Source organism: Pandoraea pnomenusa (assembly GCF_000767615.3).
In the GTDB taxonomy this organism is placed as follows: domain Bacteria; phylum Pseudomonadota; class Gammaproteobacteria; order Burkholderiales; family Burkholderiaceae; genus Pandoraea; species Pandoraea pnomenusa.
In genome coordinates, this window is sequence record NZ_CP009553.3 from 970,551 (window position 1) to 988,946 (window position 18,396).

The window sequence follows — 18,396 nt, forward strand, 5'->3', positions numbered from 1 at the left end:
CCGAACGGACTGCTTGGAAATCAAGGGTCGAGGGCTGGATTGGCAGGTTCATCGGAGACGGCAATTGGGTAAACCAGTCTTTCCTTTCGGGCAGTGTGTGTGGATGACTACATCTGCACGGACTGCCCTGACGCATACGCCGCGATCCTCCGGGGAAGTCGCCCGGGACTCGCGGTGTGTCTCATCTCCCTGCCGCCCGTCGCGGGCAGGCGATCTGGCGATTACGCGTCCGCGCGGCGCGCTCGCCTGAGTGAGAGGGCGCGGCTTGCGATGGGACGGAAGGCATCGACCATGACCTTTCGGCATCACAAGCTGGTCCGCACTCGAAGTCGTTTCATTTGTCACCCTTCGGCAGCCGGCAACTTGCCGGCGCGGGCTTGGAAAAGCCCGCGTCGCCGCGCCGAAGTGGGGGCCGGAAGTGTCCTTTGACGCTTTCGATAGTCAGTCAGCCGGGGCTCAAGCCCTGCGAGCGCGCCGCCAGGCTGCGTTCCGCGATCAAGCGGCCAAGCATGAGCCGCAAGTAACGCCAGGAGGCGTGCCATACGTGCCGATGCACGGGGCGCGCGATGACGTCGGGCACCGCACTACGAATCGCGGGCCGTCGTCAATCGTCTGACAGGAACAGGAGGCAAGTCATGCAAGCAACTGCGCAACCGGAGGAGAAGACCTCTTTTCTGGGAGGGCGCTGGTCACAACTGGTGATCGGCATCATCTGTATGGGCCTTGTGGCCAATTTGCAGTATTCGTGGACGTTGTTCGTCGAGCCGATGCAGGCCAAGCATCAGTGGGGCATCGCAGCCATCCAGGTGGCTTTCTCGATCTTCATCGTGGTGGAAACGTGGCTCGTGCCGATCGAGGGCTGGCTGGTCGACCGCTTCGGCCCGCGGCCCGTGGTGGCGGGCGGCGCGATCTGCGTGGCGCTGTCGTGGGTCCTGTACTCCTACGCGCAGACGCTGACGGTGCTTTACACGGCGGCCGTCATCGCCGGTATCGGTGCGGGTTGCGTGTACGGTACTTGCGTCGGTAACGCGCTGAAGTGGTTCCCGGACAAGCGCGGTCTGGCGGCGGGTCTGACGGCCGCCGGCTTCGGCGCCGGCGCGGCGATCACGGTGATTCCGATCGCGAACATGATTCGCCAGTCGGGCTACGAGGCCGCGTTCTTCAACTTCGGCATCATCCAGGGCGTGGCGATCTTCATCCTCGCGCTGCTGCTGGTCAAGCCGCGTGTGCCGAAGGGCCTGACGGCATCGCGCCGCAATCTGGCGACGAAGGTGGACTACACCTCGGGACAGATGGTTCGCACGCCGGTGTTCTGGGTGATCTATGTGTGCTTCGTGGCGGTCGCCGCCGGTGGCCTGATGGCGACGGCACAGATCGGTCCGATCGCGAAGGACTATGGCATCGCGTCGATGCCGATGACGCTCTTCGGTGCAACGCTGCCGCTGCTCACGATGACGCTGTCGATCGACAACCTGTGCAACGGCTTTACGCGTCCGCTGTGCGGTTTCGTGTCGGACAAGATCGGTCGCGAGAACGCCATGTTCATCATCTTCCTGGGGGAAGGCGTGGCGATGCTGGGCCTGATGCACTTCGGTCAGAACCCGTACATGTTCGTGTTCTTCGCCGCGATGACCTTCCTTTGCTGGGGCGAAATCTTCTCGATCTTCCCGGCGCTGTGCGCGGACACCTTCGGTAGCAAGAATGCAGCGTCGAACGCGGGTACGCTCTACACCGCCAAGGGCACTGCCGCATTGCTGGTGCCGCTGGCGTCGGTGCTGGCAGTGGGCGGCCACTGGGATCGTGTGTTCATCGCGGCAGCGGTGATCAGCATCACGGCAGCGGTGGCGGCGAAGTTCGTGCTCGCACCGATGCGCCGCCGCTGGATCGAAAGCGTGAACAACGAGACGCAGACCGTGGCGAGCCCGTCGGTCGCGATCGGAGCGCCGGCCAGCGAGTGAGTTCGCGGCAAGACGCGGTGAGCGTCGAGAAAGCAGACGGAGCGGGGCGCCGGTGACGGCGCCCCGTTTTGGTTTGCGCCGCCCGGGGAAGGCGGTGAGTCGGGGCGACGGACGGGGGGGCGGGCGTGAAAGCCGGCTTTCGAATGTCGGGTCGGGATGCGGCGGCCGGACATCGGCGGCGAGAAACAAAAAAGGCCCGTCATAGACGGGCCTTTCTGTGTTTTGGCTCCTCGACCTGGGCTCGAACCAGGGACCTACGGATTAACAGTCCGGCGCTCTACCGACTGAGCTATCGAGGATCAAACTGGGTGTCGTGCATCGCTGTCACGACGCATCGACTAAAACAAAGGCCCCGCGTGCGCGAGGCCATCGCTTCGGTATTCTTGGCTCCCCGACCTGGGCTCGAACCAGGGACCTACGGATTAACAGTCCGGCGCTCTACCAACTGAGCTATCGGGGATCAAAAGAGAAAGCGATTATAGAGGCGGCTTTCGCACACTGTCAACACTCAGGGCGCATTTTTTCTGCATCCGCCGAGCGACATTCGCCACTATCGCTCGCGGCTTAGCGCTCGAGCAGATGGAGCTTGTCGGTAACGTCCTTCCAGTTGTCCGCGTCGGGCAGCGAAGGCTTCGTCTTGGTAATGCTGGGCCAGTTCGGCGAGAGTTCCGCGTTCAGCGCGATGAACGCCTGTTGATCGCCCGGCACGTCCTCTTCGGCATAAATGGCATTCACCGGGCATTCGGCCACGCAAACGGCGCAGTCGATGCACTCGTCCGGATCGATGGCGAGGAAGTTCGGACCTTCGCGGAAGCAATCCACAGGGCAAACGTCCACACAGTCGGTGTATTTACATTTGATGCAGTTTTCGGTGACAACGTGCGTCATGCCAACTCCAGAGTAGGGCGCGAAACGGCTTCGATTGGCCGTTAAAACGCATATTGTAACGCAGCCCGACGTCGCGGGTGCGAGACCGGAAAGGCTGCCCGTGCGTGGCGCGGCGGGCAGTCCCGGGACGGCGCAACGTCATGCGTGGCGCCGCTTTGCGGTACGATGTTCGTTGTTTCCCCGCGCGCCATCGCTCATCCGAGCGCCGGCGCTCGCTGCTCTCACGTGCGTGCTCCCTTCGGGGCCTGTCGTCATGATCATCACGTCGCTGCTCGATACCGATCTCTACAAGTTCACGATGATGCAGGTCGTCCTGCATCACTTCCCGGCCGCGCAGGTCGAATACCGCTTCAAGTGCCGCACCGAAGGCGTCGACCTCACGCCGTACGTCGACGAGATTCGCGACGAGATCCGCTTGCTTTGCGGCCTGCGCTTCACCGAGTCCGAGCTGCGCTACCTCGCAGGCATGCGCTTCATCAAGAGCGACTTCATCGACTTTCTCGACCTGTTTCATCTCAACGAGAAGTACATCACGGTGCAGCCGTCGCCGAAGGGCAACGGCGAGATCGACATCGCGATCCGGGGGCCCTGGCTGCACACGATCCTGTTCGAGATTCCGGTGCTGGCCATCGTCAACGAGGTGTATTTCCGCAATACGCAGCGCACACCGGCCTATCAGGAGGGGCGTCAGCGTCTCAGGGACAAGATCTGCATGCTCGCCGAGCGCGTGGACTATCGTGACTGCAAGATCGCCGACTATGGCACGCGGCGCCGCTTCTCGAAGGAGTGGCACGAGGAGGTGATTCTCAGGCTGCGAGACGAGCTGGGCGAACAGTTCGCGGGAACGAGCAACGTGTACTACGCGCTCAAGCACGGACTTACGCCGCTGGGTACCATGGCGCACGAGTATCTGCAGGCATGCCAGGCGCTCGGGCCGCGTCTTCGCGACTCGCAGATCTTCGGCTTCGAGACCTGGGCGAAGGAGTATCGCGGCGACCTGGGCATCGCACTCTCGGACGTCTACGGCATGTCGGCGTTCCTGCGCGATTTCGATATGTATTTCTGCAAGCTTTTCGACGGGGCGCGGCACGATTCCGGCGATCCGTTCGCGTGGGGCGAACGCCTGCTCGAGCACTACGCGCAGAATCGTGTCGATGCGCGCACCAAGACGATGATCTTCTCGGACGGTCTCGACATTCCGAAGGTCCTGCAGCTCTTCGAGCGTTTTCGCGATCGCTGCAAGCTCGCGTTCGGTGTGGGCACGAACCTGACCAACGATCTCGGCTATCAGCCGTTGCAGATCGTCATCAAGATGGTGCGCTGCAACGGCCAGCCTGTGGCGAAACTGTCGGACTCGCCGGGCAAGAACATGTGCGAGGACGACGCCTACCTAGCCTATCTGCGTCAGGTCTTCGAGATCGCACCCATGCCGGAAGCCGGCGCCTGACGGCACGGCGGATACGACCGGGGCGCCGAAGGGGTTCGCCGCGATGTGAAGGCGGAAATGACTGGCGGAAATGACGACGCGTGTGGCGGCGGGCGTGGAAGGTCGGCCCGGCCGGTTCCGACGCGGGGTGCAGACCCTTCCGATTGTGCGCGAACGCCGGTCGTTCGCCCGAGGGCAACCGCTATAATTGCGCATCGCCCGCCGGCTTCGATGCCGGCGGCCTCGCGATGACAAGAGACACCCCGAGAGACGACAGGCGACGACATCGGCAGCAGTCCGACGCGTCGGCTTCACAGGACAGACCATGGATACCTCCGACGCCCGCAATCGCATCTTTGCCCGCATTCGCAACGCTCAGCATCGTCCCGATGTCGCCCGTGCGAACGAGCAGGCGGACGCCGAAGACTACCTCGCGCGGCATCCGCAAGGACCGCGCCCGGCCATGACGGGCGACCTCGTTGCCACCTTCATCGCGAAGGCCGAAGCGCTATCCACCACGATTGCGCGCGTGCCCGCCATGCAGGACGTTCCCGCCGCCGCCGCGACCTACCTGCAAGCGAACGGCCTCGCGACCCGGGCCGTCGCGTGGCCGACGCTGCGTGAGCTCGACTGGGCCGGCGCAGGTTGTCAGCTGGAATTCCGCAAGCCGCACGGCGACGATATGGTCGGCGTCACCGGCTGCTTCTGCGCCATCGCCGAGACCGGCGCGCTGATGATGATGTCAGGGCCAGAGACGTTCGCGTCGGCAACGCTGCTGCCCGAGACCCACATCGCGATCGTGCCGGCCTCGCGCATCGTGGCCGGTCATGAAGATGGCTTTGCGCTGATGCGAAGCGAGCGCGGACAGCTCTCGCGTGCGACCAATTTCATCGCCGGCCCGTCGCGAACGGCCGACATCGAACAGACGCTGGTGCTGGGTGCCCATGGCCCGTACCGCGTTCACGTCATCATCGTCGACGGCGCCTGACGCGCGGCGTCGCAAGCGCAACGCCGGATCGAAGGCGTCGTTGTCCCGGCAGCCGGCGGCGGTCGCGCGGGCGCCGCGCGCCGAAGCGGACCGGGCGAACGTTGGCTTGCACGGGCGCGCGAACCGACTAACGTGAGCCCACCGGGGCTGTCGGGATTGGTGCATCCAGCGATGTTGTGCCTAAGTTTGGGAAATTTCCCAAGCTCGTGCGGCTTCGGGCACTCCGGGGCCGGCGTCGACTCGTACCGAGTCGATCTTCAATGAACAGGAACCAGCAATGCACAAGGGGATTTGGGGTGCGTCGGCAGCAACGGCGCTAATGTTGGCGAGCCCGGTGGCGCGCGCCGCCGGACCGGACGGCGCGCAACTCGTTGCGTGGTGGGGGCTGCCGTTCGCGGGCCTGCTGCTCTCGATCGCACTCGGGCCGCTGCTTGCGCCCGCGTTCTGGCATCACCACTTCGGCAAGATCGCGGCGTTCTGGGGCGCGGCGTTTCTCGTACCGTTCGCGGCGGCGTTCGGCGTCGGGGCCGCGTGGTATGGCGCGGTGCACGCCGTGGTCGCCGAGTACATTCCATTCGTCGTGCTGCTCACGGCATTGTTTACCACCGCGGGCGGCATCTGTGTGCACGGCAACCTGCGTGGCGGTCCCTGGCTCAACACCGGATTGCTCACGCTCGGCACGATTCTGGCGAGCATCATGGGCACCACGGGGGCGGCCATGCTGCTGATTCGCCCGCTGATTCGCGCTAACGACAACCGCAAGCACAACGTGCACGTGGTCGTGTTCTTCATTTTCCTCGTGGCAAACGCCGGGGGCTCGCTCACGCCGCTGGGCGATCCGCCGTTGTTCCTCGGCTTTCTGCAGGGGGTCGACTTCTTCTGGACGACGGCCCATATCTGGCCTGAAACGCTGTTCATCTGCGTGACGCTGTTGCTGCTGTTCTTCCTGATCGATGCGTATCACTTCCGCCAGAAGGGCGAACGTCTCATCGAGGAACTCGATCCGACGCCACACGCCGCGCCGCTGCGTCTCGAAGGCAAGCGCAATTTCGTGCTGCTCGCGGCCGCCGTCGGGTTGGTGCTCATGAGCGGCCTGTGGAAGCCGGGCGTGACGTTCGATGTCTTCGGCACGCACGTCGAGCTTCAGAACATCGCCCGTGACGTCGGGTTGATCGTGGTGACGCTCATTTCACTCGCGATCACGCCGCGCACCGCTCGCGAAGGCAACGGATTCAACTGGGAGCCGATGAAGGAAGTCGCCAAGCTGTTTGCCGGCATTTTCCTGACGATCATCCCGGTGGTGGCCATTCTGCGCGCGGGGGAAGCCGGCGCACTCGGCTGGGTCGTGCGTCTGGTCACCGGCGCCAACGGCGCACCGGACAACGACATGTATTTCTGGGCGACGGGGCTGCTGTCGTCGTTCCTCGACAACGCGCCGACCTACCTGGTGTTTTTCAATACCGCCGGCGGCGACGCCGCCACGTTGATGACTTCCGGTGCCGCCACGCTCGCCGCGATCTCGGCGGGGGCAGTGTTCATGGGAGCGAACACGTACATCGGCAATGCGCCGAACTTCATGGTCAAAGCCATTGCCGAGCAGCGCGGTATTCGCATGCCAAGCTTCTTTGGCTATATGCTGTGGTCGGGGTCGATCCTGCTGCCGCTGTTCGTCCTGACGACCCTGATATTCTTCTGACCCCGCGACCTTCCTTGCGAGACTCCTGGTGAAACCGAAGATCCTGGTAGCCCGAGCTATTTTTCCCGACGTGATCGAGCGTCTGGCGCAGTATTTCGATGTGGAGCGCAACGACGCCGACACCGTGTTTTCGAGCGACGAACTGCGCGCGCGCCTGGCCGACAAGGCCGGTGCGATCACCACGGCGAGCGAGCGCATCGACGCGTCGGTGCTGGCCGGTGCGCCGCAGTTGCGCGTGGTGGCGAACATGGCGGTGGGCTATAACAACTTCGATATCGATGCGATGACCGCTGCCGGCGTCATGGCGACGAACACGCCCGACGTGCTCAACGAGACGACCGCGGACTTCGGCTGGGCATTGCTGATGGCGACCGCGCGCCGCGTGACGGAGTCGGAGCGCTGGCTTCGCGAAGGGCACTGGGACAAGTGGGCATATGACATGTTCCTGGGGGCCGACATTCATGGCAGCACGCTGGGCATCATCGGCATGGGACGCATCGGGCAGGCGATCGCCCGTCGCGCCATGGGCTTCAACATGCGTGTCGTGTATCACAATCGATCGCGTCTCGACGCGGCGACGGAAGCTGCCTGCAAGGCGAGCTATCTCGACAAGGACGCGCTGCTGCGCACGGCCGATCACGTGATTCTGGTGTTGCCGTATTCGGCGGCAACGCATCATACGATCGGTGCCACGGAGCTGGCCATGATGAAGCCGACGGCGACGCTGGTGAACCTGGCTCGCGGCGGTATCGTCGACGACGCGGCGCTTGCCGCCGCGCTCGCGAAGCGGCAGATTGCGGCGGCCGGGCTCGACGTCTTCGAGGGTGAGCCGAAGGTGCATCCCGCGTTGCTGCAGGTGCCCAACGTCGTGCTGACGCCGCATATCGCCAGCGCGTCCGCGGCGACACGTCGCGGCATGGCAAGTCTGGCGGCCGACAATCTGATCGCTGCGCTCGGTTTCGGTGCCGCCGCGGGCAAGCCGCCGTGCCTGCTCAATCCGGACGCCCGCAAGGCGTAATCGCGCCGGGCATGCCCGACGCCTCTATGGGGCAGGACAGGAAGGTTCAACAGGAGTCGCAACGCGATGGTGGAGATGGTGTTGGTGGCGCTGGCAGCGCTGAATCTGTTGGCGATGATCGCGATCGCGGTGAAGGTCTGGCAGCGCGGTGGCGACGCGTCGCTTCGTGCAACGCTCGTCGATTCGCTCGCGAATGTGCGTGACGATTTGTTGCAGGCGGCAGATCGCAGCGAGCGCGGCTTGCGTCAGGAGTTCGCGGAAACGGCCCGCGCCGGGCGCGGTGAACAGAGCGCCCAAATGGCACAGTTCCAGCAGACGCTCGCCGCACAGATGACGAGCGTGGCCACGGTGCAGAACAATCAGATCGACGGCTTCGCCCAGCAGTTGGCGAAGCTCACCGAATCGAATGCGGCCCAGATCGAAGCGGTGCGGCAAAGTCTTGTGCTCAGCGGACAACAGATGCGCGAGGAGCAGGCGTCAACGCTGCGTCGGTTCGGTGAGGCGCAGCATCAGCAGTTGACGCAACTGGCGGAGGGCAACGAGCGGCGGCTGGCCGAGGTGCGCGCCACGCTCGAACAAAAGCTCAAGGACATCGAGGTCAACAACGCGGCGAAGCTCGAGGAAATGCGCCGCACCGTCGACGAGAAGCTGCACGCAACGCTCGAGCAGCGGCTCGGTGAATCGTTCAAGCTCGTCTCCGACCGTCTGGAGCAGGTGCACCGCGGACTTGGCGAAATGCAGACGCTCGCGGCCGGGGTCGGCGACCTCAAGCGCGTGCTGACCAATGTGAAGACGCGAGGCATTTGGGGGGAAGTGCAGTTGCAGGCGCTGCTCGAACAGTTGCTCACGCCCGATCAATTCGCAAAGAACGTCGCGACCCGTCCGGGAAGCGCTGAACGCGTGGAGTTCGCCATCGCATTGCCAGGCCAGAACGGCGACAGCAGCACGCCGGTCTGGCTGCCCATCGATGCCAAGTTCCCGCGCGAGGACTACGAGCGTTTGCTCGATGCACAGGAGCGCGCCGACCCGGTCGCGGTCGAAGAGGCGTCGAAGGCGCTCGAGACACGCATCCGCCTCGAAGCGAAAACCATTGCGGAGAAGTACCTCGCACCACCGCATACCACCGACTTCGCGTTGCTGTTCCTGCCCACGGAGGGGCTGTACGCGGAGGTGCTGCGGCGGCCGGGGCTCTCGGATCTCCTTCAGCGGGAATATCGCGTGACCGTGGCCGGCCCGACGACGCTGACCGCGTTGCTCAACAGCTTGCAGATGGGGTTCCGCACGCTCGCGATCGAGCGTCGCTCCAGCGAAGTGTGGCAGGTGCTGGGCGCCGTGAAGACGGAATTCACCAAGTTCGGCGACGTGCTCGCCAAGACCAAGTCGCAACTCGAGACCGTCACCCGCTCCATCGACAAGGCCGAGGTTCGTACGCGCGCGATGGCGCGTCAGCTCAAGGCGGTGGAGGCGTTGCCGGGCGAGCAGGCTGTCGAAGTGCTCGGCGTAGAACTCGATACCGACGAGGACGCCTGAGCCGCCCGATCCGCCCGATCCGCCCGATCCGCCCGATCCGCCCGATTCACCCGGCGGGGCCTCAGGCGTTGCCGCCCCCGGCGAAGCGTTCGAGCGCTTCGCCCGTCATGCGCACCACCCGCCAGTCGGGCAGCACGGTCGCCCCTTGCGACGCATAGAAGTCGATGGCCGGCTGATTCCAGTCGAGTACCGTCCACTCGAAGCGGGCACAGTTGCGCTCGACGGCAATCCGGGCCAGTGCGCGCAACAGGGCCTGTCCAACGCCTTTGCCACGCATCGACGGCTGGACGTAGACGTCCTCGAGATACAGACCGCGTCGTCCGAGGAACGTGGAGAAGTTGTGGAAGTACAGCGCGTAGCCGACCACCTGGCCGTCCCATTGCGCGATCAGGCACTCCGCCGCGGGCGCGTTGCCGAATAGCGCTTCATGCACGCTTTCGGGCGTCGCTTCGAATATATCCAGCAGCTTTTCAAAGACAGCCAGTTCTCGCATCAGGCCATGAATGGCGCCGACGTCGTCGGCCGTGGCAGCACGCAGGGTAAGGGACATGGGGCAGGGGCAAATGAGGAAATGCAGGAATGGGGAATGCGCACGTGCGCACGGAGATGGACGGCAGGCGGCCTCGGCGATCCGGTTGTCGATCGAACGCCGTCGGCCGCCGTTGCGGGCGTCAGTACTCGTCTTCCGGTGCGTCGCTCAAGGCGATCTCGATGCCGCCGAAGCGCTCCGCGACCCAGTTATAGGCGTGGCAGGCGATCCAGAGCAGCACGAAGCCCACGATGGCGTTGAGCACCAGCGCGGAAATGAAGGCCAGGCCAGGCAGTTCGCCATAGCGCAGGAATGCCGCCAGGAAGGCGAGCAGCACCAGCGGAATACTGAACGTGAGATAGACCAGCACCAGCGCCTTGGCCGTCTGGCCCGGGCTGATGTACGTGATCTGCTTTTTCGTTGTCGTTGTCGTTGTCGTGGTCATTGACGTGTGCTTTCTGTGTTGCCGTCATCGTCGAAGCGCCGACGCCGGCGATTTGTTGTTATTTCGTTGCTTCGCTTTGGAAAAAATCCGAGGGTCGTTCGCCGTTCGCGTCACACCAGTCCGTCAAACGCGATGACGTCGACCGGTTCGCCGGCCTTGACGTCGCCGCGCGCAGTCCCCAACGTGACGAAGCAGTTGGCTTCGCTCATCGTGCGCAGGATGCCGGCGCTTTGCGCATCGGCCACGGTGACCTGCCAGCGCCCGTGATCGTCGGGCGCGAGCACGCCGCGCAGGAATTCGGTGCGCCCGGGACGCTTCGCGATGGCCGTGGCCGACGGCACCGGCAGGCTCGGCGTAATTTGCGGCTCGGCGCCCATCAATGCGAACAGGCCGTCGCGGACCAGGTGGTAAAACGAAGCCATCACGGCCGCCGGATTGCCCGGCAGCCCGAACAACAAGGCGCGGTGACCTTCACTCTCGAGTTCGCCGAACGCAAACGGTCGGCCCGGACGCATCGCCATCTTCCAGAACACGACGTTGCCCAGGCGCGCCATCATCTCGCGCGTGAAATCGGCCTCGCCAACGGACACGCCGCCCGAGGTGATAACGGCATCGGCATCGCGGCACGCGTTGCGCAAGGTGTCTTCAATGGCTTGCGGATCGTCGCGCACCACGCCGAGATCGAGCACCTCGACGCCCAAACGCGTCAGCATGCCAAAAAGGGTGTAACGGTTGCTGTCGTACAGATTGCCCGGCGCCAGCGGCTCGCCCACCGAGCGAAGTTCGTCGCCGGTCGAGAAGAACGCCACGCGAATGCGGCGGCGCACCGGCACCTCGGCCACGCCAAGCGAGGCCAGCAGCCCGAGCGCGGCCGGACGCAGGCGCTTGCCCGCATGCAGCGCAGGGTGACCGACCGCCAGATCTTCGCCGACGTGGCGCACGTGACGGCCGGGTGTGACGGCATTCGCGGCGAAGGTGACGATTTCCGTGTCGCCTTCGCGCTGCACCTGCTCCTGGGGGATGACCGTGTCGCAGCCTGTCGGCAGCAAGGCGCCGGTCATGATGCGTATGCAGTCGCCAGCGCCTACGTCACCCTCGAACGGATGGCCGGCGAACGAGCGGCCCGCCACGCGCAGGCGCACGTTGCCGCCTGCGGCAAGGGCGCGACTGTGAAAGGCGTAGCCGTCCATCGCGGCGTTTTCGAACGCGGGGACGTCGAGCGGGGAAATCACGTCGCGGCCGAGTACCCGGCCCAACGCGCTGCGAACGGCAACCTGCTCGATGGCGGACACGGGACACGCGGTGCGCGCGATGATGGCGCGCGCCAATTCGACCGTCATGTGGTTGGGGTCGTAGGCCGGCAAGCCGGCCAGGGCTTCGTCTAGTGTTGTCATCGGTGTGGCGTCGTCATCCGGCTCGCTTTCGGCTTGAGTCCGGCATGAATCCCGTAAAAGCGGTGGCGACGGAACGGGCTGCGTCGGAACCCGGAGCGTCAGGGCGCGCGCGGCGTATCGGTGTGGAGGTCGTCCAGCGTGTTGACATTGTAAAACGGACGCTCGTCGCCGAAGTGAACTTGTACGGCCTTGTGGCGCGCCAGCCACGCCCGGACCCGATGCTCGCCCGCCACGAGCGTCGCGGCAAGGTCGTCGGCCAGCGATCGGTGCAAAAGCGCGAATACTGGATGCGGGCCGTGTGCCGTTGCGGCATAGGCGGCCAACGGCGGCGTGGTGTCGCCCGTGTCGATCAGCGCGGCCGCCAGCCGCGTGGCCAGGTCCTCCGGCAAATAGGGGGTGTCGCACGGCACGGTGAGGACATAGTCCGTACGTGCGGCACGCAAACCCGCCAGCATGCCAGCGAGCGGGCCGGCGAAATCCTGGGTCTCATCGCTGACCACCGGGGCACCGAGCGCCGCATAGGCGTCGCCATTCCGGTTGGCGCTGATGATCAGCGCCGAGACCTGGGGGCGCAAGCGTTCGATGACATGTGCGGCGAGTGGACGTCCGGCAAAAGGCTGCAACCCTTTGTCGCGTCCGCCCATGCGCTGACCGCGCCCGCCCGCGAGCACCAGGCCGGTGATGGCGTGACGGGAGAGGGCGGGGGGCATGAGCGGTGGCTTCCCGAACGGCGTCAGGAGCGGTTCAGCGCGATGACGCGGCCGTTGGCGTCGAACCAGACGGCACCGTCGCCGAGCATCACGCCCTGATCGCGCGCGAACATGAGGCGCGGCACCGCGGCACCGATCGTGCGAACGTAACCGTCAGTGAAAATCTCGTTGTAGCGCGCCAGCAGTGACTTCGGGTTGCGAAGGATCAATGTCTTGCCGCGCAGCGAGACGTGCAGCGGATATCGGATGGATTGGGCGACCACATCGCGACGATCGTCGAGCACGCCTTTGCGGAACTGCGTGGCGGCGCGGTTGACGGTCTCGTCGTCGCTCACGCCGGCCGCACCGTACAAGTGGTCGATCTTGCCGGTCTGGATGCTGGAGAGTGCCAGCTCGAACGGCACCGAGCGGCCGCTGCGCAGATCCTTCCACTGACCGGAGATGACTTCGCAACTCGACGACGCACCGCGCTGACGGTCGATATCGCCGTTGGCGGCGAACTCGCCCTCGAAGGTGCCGCGCGGCATGCCGCCGGCGTCGAACTCGGTCAGGTGCACGCGGGTCTTGTTCTCGATCTTGCCGGTCAGATGCGTGTCGCTTTGCGACGACGCGTTGGCGTAGCGACCTTCGAGCTTGCCACCCGACGACGGACGCAGCACGAGGCGCAGCGGATTGCGATCGCCGAGTTGACCGCTGTAAGTCATCAGCCGGTTCGCGACGTCGCGCCCGGCGGGGTCACAATCGGCACGCGCGGTGACAGGCGAGAGCACAACGAAGGACAGTGCCATTGCGCTCGCACTGGCGGCAATGAGACGACGGGTGCGACGAGTAATGGTCAGAGAGTCTCGGACACCACTACCGTCCGGGGCAACAGGGATCATGAGTTGAGAAAAAGAATTCGGTAAGTCGAAAGCGTGCCGACGAACGGACGGGCGATGCTCGTCGCGCTCATCCGCCGATGTAGGACATCTCCACTTTCGGTGGGGCGCCTTCGGGCAGGCCGGTGGCCGCCGTGCGCAGGGCGGAATACCGGTCGGTGCGTGCATGCCAGATGTCGCCGATGACGGTCGAGATCTGTGCGTCGCTCGCGCCATTGCGCAGCAGCGAGCGCAGATCGTGACCGGCGCTCGCGAACAGGCACAGGTACAGCTTGCCTTCCGTAGACAACCGCGCCCGCGAACAAGTGCCGCAAAAGGCGCGCGTGACGGAGGAAATGACGCCGACTTCGCCGCCGCCGTCACGGTAACGCCAGCGCTGTGCCGTTTCCCCGGGATAGTTGGGCTCGAGCGGCTCGACCGGCAATGCGTCGTTGATTCGCGCGATGACGTCGGCCGACGGCAGCACTTCGTCCATGCGCCAGCCGTTCGACGTGCCGACGTCCATATATTCAATGAAACGCAGGACCACGCCGCTGCCATGGAAATGGCGCGCCATGGGCACGATATCGGCGTCGTTCGTGCCGCGCTTGACCACCATGTTTACCTTCACCGGACCGAGGCCGACGTGTTGCGCCTCGGCAATTCCTTCGAGCACCTTGGCGACCGGGAAGTCGACGTCGTTCATCCGGCGGAAGATCGTGTCGTCGAGGCTGTCCAGGCTGACGGTCACGCGCGTCAGGCCGGCGTCCTTGAGCGACTGCGCTCGCCGCGCCAGCAGCGAACCGTTGGTGGTGAGCGTGATATCCACCGGCTTGCCCGACGGGGTGCGCAGCCGGGCCAGCATCTCGATCAGGCGTTCAATGTGCTTTCGCAGCAGCGGCTCCCCGCCCGTGAGCCGCAGCTTTTCCACGCCGTGCTCGATGAACAGGCGTGCCGCGCGCTCGATCTCTTCGAACGAGAGCAGCGACGATTGCGGCAGGAAGGCGTAGTCCTTGTCGAACACGTCCTTCGGCATGCAATACACGCAGCGGAAGTTGCAACGATCGGTCACCGAGATCCGCAGGTCGTGCAGCGGCCGCGCCAGCGCATCTTCGAGATGGCCGGTCGCGGCACGCACTTGTGCGGGCAACTGCGGCGAATGCGTCGTATAACGCGCATCGCTTCGCAAATCGGTGAGTCGGATGATCGTTTCGGTCATGGTGGGGTCTTGGCTTGCGTCTCCATTCTAACGAATTGGCCTGTCGGGCGCCGAAGACGCCGAAAAGTGCCCGAAGCGGGCATCGCGGACATCGGATATCGGTACCGGGACATGCGTTGCAAGACGTCAAACCCGCATGCCGACACACGATACGGACAGGTGGAGACGGAGACAAGTCGGGACAATGCGGGGTTGCGGCGAGAGGGCGTGCGCCACCATCAACAAAAAAAGGAGGCCGAAGCCTCCTTTTCTGGCGTCACGCGTGGGGTGGTGGGGCGTGTCGCTCGACGTCCGGACGGCATCACCGCCCGAGCGTCATGCGATCGGCCTCAGACCACGTGATGCGACGTGCCGCGCGTTTCCACTTGCTCCATCGGGCCGCTATTGAGCGGTGCCGGCGCGCGGCGCTCACGCTGCACGTGCGGGGCCGGGACGACCTGCGCCGCGGCTTCCTGCGCCGCACGGTGCTTGTCGGCGTCCGTATGCACCCAGACGAGGCCCACGCTCGCAAGCGTGGATTCCAGCTCGCTGTGCTTGAGCGTCGGTGCCGCGGCCACCGGAGCGGCGCGTTGTGTGACGACTTCGGTCGCGGCGGCGGCCGCTTCCGGTGCTGCCGACACGGCCTGAACCGTTGCGGCCGCGGCGGGCGCTTCCACGGCTTCCACCACCTTGTCGGTTTCGACCACCTTGGCGGCGTGGGCAGCTTGGGGCGCCTCCGTCTCGACCTGGGCCTGCACGGGTTCCGCCGCGCTTCCGGCGACCTCTGCCACTTCCGTGGCCGGACTGGCCGACGGGGCGCTGGCGGTCGCCGCGGTCGCCGCGATTTCCGTCAAGGCCTGTGCGGGGACTTCGGCTTGGGCCGGCGCCGGCGTCACCACGGGCAGCGGCGCGCTGACCGGCGGTACGACCGGCGCGGTGGCAACCTGCTCGACCGGCAGCGGCGTCACGTTCACCGGTGCGACCGGCTCCGAGATCACCGGCGCCTGCACTGCGGGCACGGCCACCGGCGCGGCTTCGGTCAGCGTTGCAACCGGGGCTGCCGGGGCTGCCGGGACTTCAGCGCGCTCGGCGTGGGCCGGGGCGGGCGTCGGTTCGGTACGGGGTGCCATCGCGGCGGGGGCGACCGGAGCTTGCTCGGCGCGCTCCAGCGCTTCGCCAGCCGCGTTTTCCACGCCTTCGTGCGTCGGCAGCGGGGTGCTTGCGGCGGCGCTTTCCACGGTTTCGGACGTTGCGCCCTCTGCGTGCTCGCCGTCGGCGCTCAGTTGCTGCTCGCCGGCTTCGCGCTCGCGGCGGCCGCCACGGCGACCACGGCGACGGCTGCGGCGGCGTTCTTCACCCGCTTGCTCGCCTTCCTCGGTGTTGACCGGCGCGCCTTCGACCTGTGCGGTCAGGTGATCCTGTTCGAGCGCGTCCTGATCGGCGACGACCGGCGCTGCTGCTGCGGCGACGACGGCGCGTTGCGGTGCGACCTGCTGGTCTTCCGCACCTTCGGTTTGGCGGCGCTCGCGGCGCTCGTTGCGGTCGCGGCGGCTACCGCGCTCACGGCCTTCGCGCGGCTCGCGGGCCTCATCGGCGCGGACGTCCTGAGCCGGCTGACGTTGAGCGTCGTCGCGCTCACGCTTGTCACGGCCCTCCTGACGATCACCACGCTCGCCACGTTCCGCGCGCTCGTTACGTTCGTTGCGCTCATTGCGGTCGGCGCGCTCGCCACGCTCCGGACGGGTGCCACGACCCTCGCCACGACCCTCGCCACGACCCTCGCGAGCTTCACGTCCTTCGCGACCCTCACGTGCCGGCTGGCCGGCGTTGTCCTTGCCTGCCTTGTCGTCGCGAGCGTTGCCACGGCGGTTTCGGTTCTGTTGATGCGGGCGCTCATGGCGCTCGCGCGGTGCACGGGCTGCCGGCTTGGCCGGCGCTTCAGCCGCGGCCGGTGCGGGTGCCGCGGCGGGCTCGAGGCCCAGCAGGCGCTTCACAAAACCGATGAAACCACCGCTGCGGGCGGGAGCGGCGGCGGGCGTAGCCGCAGCAACCGGCTCCGGACGCGGCTGTGCCGTCGGTGCCGGTTGCTCGGGCGTAATGCCCTTGACGGCGGCTTCCTGACGCGGGCGCACGTCTTCCTTCTTCTTGCTGTAGCCGGCCGGATCGTCTTCCAGCGAACGGGCCGCTTCCTCGGCGAGCGAGTAGCTGGCCTTCGGGGCGTCCAGACGCGGATCGTCGAAGCGCAGGCGTTCGAGCTTGTAGTGCGGCGTTTCGAGATGCTTGTTCGGGATCAGCAGCACGCCGACCTTGAAGCGTGCTTCGATCTTGTTGATTTCCTGACGCTTTTCATTGAGCAGGAATGCGGCGACCTCGACCGGCACCTGGCAGTGGATGGCTGCCGTGTGCTCTTTCATCGCTTCTTCCTGGATGATGCGCAGGACCTGAAGCGCCGACGATTCGGCGTCGCGGATATGGCCGGTGCCGTTGCAGCGCGGGCAGGTCACGTGCGTGCCTTCGGACAGCGACGGACGCAGGCGCTGGCGCGAGAGCTCCATCAGGCCGAAACGCGAGATCTTGCCCATCTGGACGCGCGCACGGTCGTGCTTGAGCGCATCCTTCACACGTTGTTCGACTTCACGCTGGCTCTTGGCCGACTCCATGTCGATGAAGTCGATCACGATCAGGCCGCCAAGATCGCGCAGGCGCAACTGGCGCGCGACTTCGTCGGCCGCTTCCAGATTGGTGCGCAGGGCCGTTTCCTCGATGTCGGCGCCCTTGGTGGCTCGCGCAGAGTTCACGTCGATCGAAACCAGGGCTTCGGTGTGGTCGATCACGATGGCGCCGCCCGAGGGCAACGGCACCTGACGCGAGTATGCCGTCTCGATCTGGTGTTCGATCTGGAAGCGCGAGAACAGCGGCACGTCGTCGCGGTACTGTTTCACGCGATTGAGGTGATCGGGCATGACCACCTGCATGAAATTGCGCGCCTGTTCGGAGATTTCTTCGGTATCGATGAGGATTTCACCGATGTCCGGCTGGAAGTAGTCGCGGATGGCGCGGATGACCAGGCTCGATTCGAGATAGATCAGCGCCGAGTCGCGCGGCAGCTCGATATTCTTGGCGGCGCCTTCGATGGCGTTCCAGAGTTGCAGCAGGTAGTTCAGATCCCACTGCAGTTCTTCGGCCGAGCGGCCGATGCCTGCGGTGCGGGCGATGATGCTCATGCCTTCCGGCAACTCGAGCTGGCCCATCGTCTCGCGCAGTTCCTGACGGTCTTCGCCCTCGATGCGGCGCGATACGCCACCGCCGCGCGGGTTGTTCGGCATCAGCACGAGGTAGCGGCCGGCCAGCGAGATGAACGTGGTCAGGGCTGCGCCCTTGTTGCCGCGCTCTTCCTTTTCGACCTGAACGATGAGCTCCTGACCTTCGGAGAGGGCGTCCTGAATGCGCGCATTGCGCACATCGGCACCGTCGCGGAAGTATGCGCGAGCCACTTCCTTGAACGGAAGGAAGCCGTGGCGACCTTCGCCGTAGTTGACGAAGCAGGCTTCGAGGGAGGGTTCGATACGGGTGATGATGCCCTTGTAGATATTGCCTTTACGCTGTTCGCGTCCGGCCGTCTCGATATCGATGTCGATGAGTTTCTGCCCATCGACGATTGCCACGCGCAGTTCTTCCTGCTGCGTGGCGTTGAACAACATGCGTTTCATGAAAACGACTCCCACCCGCCGCAGATGCCAATGTGCAGTGCGTCGGGCA

General features: G+C 65.4%; 14 protein-coding genes and 2 tRNA genes. 6 read left to right on the plus strand and 10 right to left on the minus strand.

Annotated elements, in window-relative coordinates; all coding sequences use genetic code 11:
• The first annotated feature begins 635 nt into the window (after positions 1 to 635).
• Complete coding sequence (gene oxlT / locus LV28_RS28450) at positions 636 to 1,958, plus strand: oxalate/formate MFS antiporter (RefSeq protein ID WP_023594390.1); 1,323 nt, start codon at positions 636 to 638, stop codon at positions 1,956 to 1,958.
• Between the two features lie 223 nt (positions 1,959 to 2,181).
• Here the strand turns inward: oxlT and LV28_RS28455 are convergent.
• The 3 genes from LV28_RS28455 to fdxA form a co-directional block, all read right to left on the minus strand.
• Positions 2,182 to 2,257: transfer RNA gene (locus LV28_RS28455), tRNA-Asn, on the minus strand.
• 85 nt (positions 2,258 to 2,342) lie between these two features.
• Positions 2,343 to 2,418, minus strand: a tRNA-Asn gene (locus LV28_RS28460).
• 104 nt (positions 2,419 to 2,522) lie between these two features.
• Entirely contained in the window at positions 2,523 to 2,846 is a 324-nt protein-coding gene (fdxA, locus tag LV28_RS28465; protein WP_023594391.1) for a ferredoxin FdxA, read from the minus strand.
• Between the two features lie 253 nt (positions 2,847 to 3,099).
• On the opposite strand from fdxA, the gene pncB reads away from it, so the two are divergent.
• From pncB to LV28_RS28490, 5 genes are all read left to right on the plus strand, one after another.
• On the plus strand, positions 3,100 to 4,293 hold the full coding sequence (gene pncB, locus LV28_RS28470) for a nicotinate phosphoribosyltransferase (RefSeq protein ID WP_023594392.1): 1,194 nt from the start codon (positions 3,100 to 3,102) through the stop codon (positions 4,291 to 4,293).
• A gap of 304 nt (positions 4,294 to 4,597) precedes the next feature.
• A complete protein-coding gene (locus LV28_RS28475) occupies positions 4,598 to 5,260 on the plus strand; it encodes a LutC/YkgG family protein (protein ID WP_023594393.1) in 663 nt (220 codons plus the stop codon).
• Positions 5,261 to 5,537: 277 nt separating this feature from the next.
• Positions 5,538 to 6,956: a sodium:proton antiporter gene (locus LV28_RS28480; RefSeq protein ID WP_025250319.1), complete on the plus strand. Its 1,419-nt coding sequence runs from the start codon at positions 5,538 to 5,540 to the stop codon at positions 6,954 to 6,956.
• Between the two features lie 25 nt (positions 6,957 to 6,981).
• Positions 6,982 to 7,974, plus strand: coding sequence for a 2-hydroxyacid dehydrogenase (locus LV28_RS28485; protein WP_169834585.1), 993 nt, complete (start codon positions 6,982 to 6,984; stop codon positions 7,972 to 7,974).
• Between the two features lie 66 nt (positions 7,975 to 8,040).
• Positions 8,041 to 9,504, plus strand: a complete 1,464-nt coding sequence (locus LV28_RS28490) for a DNA recombination protein RmuC (RefSeq protein ID WP_023594396.1) — start codon at positions 8,041 to 8,043, stop codon at positions 9,502 to 9,504.
• A 61-nt stretch (positions 9,505 to 9,565) separates the two neighbouring features.
• On the opposite strand, the gene LV28_RS28495 is transcribed toward LV28_RS28490, so the two are convergent.
• The 7 genes from LV28_RS28495 to LV28_RS28525 form a co-directional block, all read right to left on the minus strand.
• A complete protein-coding gene (locus LV28_RS28495; protein WP_023872214.1) occupies positions 9,566 to 10,054 on the minus strand; it encodes a GNAT family N-acetyltransferase in 489 nt (162 codons plus the stop codon).
• Positions 10,055 to 10,175: 121 nt separating this feature from the next.
• Positions 10,176 to 10,478 (minus strand): hypothetical protein, encoded by a 303-nt coding sequence (locus LV28_RS28500; protein ID WP_023872213.1) that lies wholly within the window; start codon positions 10,476 to 10,478, stop codon positions 10,176 to 10,178.
• A gap of 110 nt (positions 10,479 to 10,588) precedes the next feature.
• The gene (moeA, locus tag LV28_RS28505) at positions 10,589 to 11,872 is read right to left on the minus strand and encodes a molybdopterin molybdotransferase MoeA (protein ID WP_038618684.1); all 1,284 of its coding nucleotides are present in this window, start codon (positions 11,870 to 11,872) and stop codon (positions 10,589 to 10,591) included.
• A gap of 98 nt (positions 11,873 to 11,970) precedes the next feature.
• A complete protein-coding gene (gene mobA / locus LV28_RS28510; protein WP_038618681.1) occupies positions 11,971 to 12,582 on the minus strand; it encodes a molybdenum cofactor guanylyltransferase MobA in 612 nt (203 codons plus the stop codon).
• A 23-nt stretch (positions 12,583 to 12,605) separates the two neighbouring features.
• Positions 12,606 to 13,370 carry a hypothetical protein gene (locus LV28_RS28515; protein WP_038618678.1) on the minus strand — a complete coding sequence of 255 codons (765 nt, stop codon included), beginning with the start codon at positions 13,368 to 13,370 and terminating at the stop codon, positions 12,606 to 12,608.
• Between the two features lie 160 nt (positions 13,371 to 13,530).
• Positions 13,531 to 14,658 (minus strand): GTP 3',8-cyclase MoaA, encoded by a 1,128-nt coding sequence (moaA, locus tag LV28_RS28520; RefSeq protein ID WP_023594400.1) that lies wholly within the window; start codon positions 14,656 to 14,658, stop codon positions 13,531 to 13,533.
• 329 nt (positions 14,659 to 14,987) lie between these two features.
• On the minus strand, positions 14,988 to 18,347 hold the full coding sequence (locus tag LV28_RS28525; protein WP_038618675.1) for an Rne/Rng family ribonuclease: 3,360 nt from the start codon (positions 18,345 to 18,347) through the stop codon (positions 14,988 to 14,990).
• Between the last annotated feature and the right edge of the window lie 49 nt (positions 18,348 to 18,396).

Bases quoted from the DNA above. Each gene is read 5' to 3' on its own strand.
- LV28_RS28490 (WP_023594396.1), top strand. From the start codon at position 8,041: ATGGTGGAGATGGTGTTGGTGGCGCTGGCAGCGCTGAATCTGTTGGCG.
- LV28_RS28525 (WP_038618675.1), bottom strand. From the start codon at position 18,347: ATGAAACGCATGTTGTTCAACGCCACGCAGCAGGAAGAACTGCGCGTG.
- pncB (WP_023594392.1), top strand. From the start codon at position 3,100: ATGATCATCACGTCGCTGCTCGATACCGATCTCTACAAGTTCACGATG.
- LV28_RS28500 (WP_023872213.1), bottom strand. From the start codon at position 10,478: ATGACCACGACAACGACAACGACAACGAAAAAGCAGATCACGTACATC.
- oxlT (WP_023594390.1), top strand. From the start codon at position 636: ATGCAAGCAACTGCGCAACCGGAGGAGAAGACCTCTTTTCTGGGAGGG.
- LV28_RS28495 (WP_023872214.1), bottom strand. From the start codon at position 10,054: ATGTCCCTTACCCTGCGTGCTGCCACGGCCGACGACGTCGGCGCCATT.
- LV28_RS28515 (WP_038618678.1), bottom strand. From the start codon at position 13,370: ATGGCACTGTCCTTCGTTGTGCTCTCGCCTGTCACCGCGCGTGCCGAT.
- fdxA (WP_023594391.1), bottom strand. From the start codon at position 2,846: ATGACGCACGTTGTCACCGAAAACTGCATCAAATGTAAATACACCGAC.
- moaA (WP_023594400.1), bottom strand. From the start codon at position 14,658: ATGACCGAAACGATCATCCGACTCACCGATTTGCGAAGCGATGCGCGT.
- mobA (WP_038618681.1), bottom strand. From the start codon at position 12,582: ATGCCCCCCGCCCTCTCCCGTCACGCCATCACCGGCCTGGTGCTCGCG.
- LV28_RS28475 (WP_023594393.1), top strand. From the start codon at position 4,598: ATGGATACCTCCGACGCCCGCAATCGCATCTTTGCCCGCATTCGCAAC.
- moeA (WP_038618684.1), bottom strand. From the start codon at position 11,872: ATGACAACACTAGACGAAGCCCTGGCCGGCTTGCCGGCCTACGACCCC.
- LV28_RS28480 (WP_025250319.1), top strand. From the start codon at position 5,538: ATGCACAAGGGGATTTGGGGTGCGTCGGCAGCAACGGCGCTAATGTTG.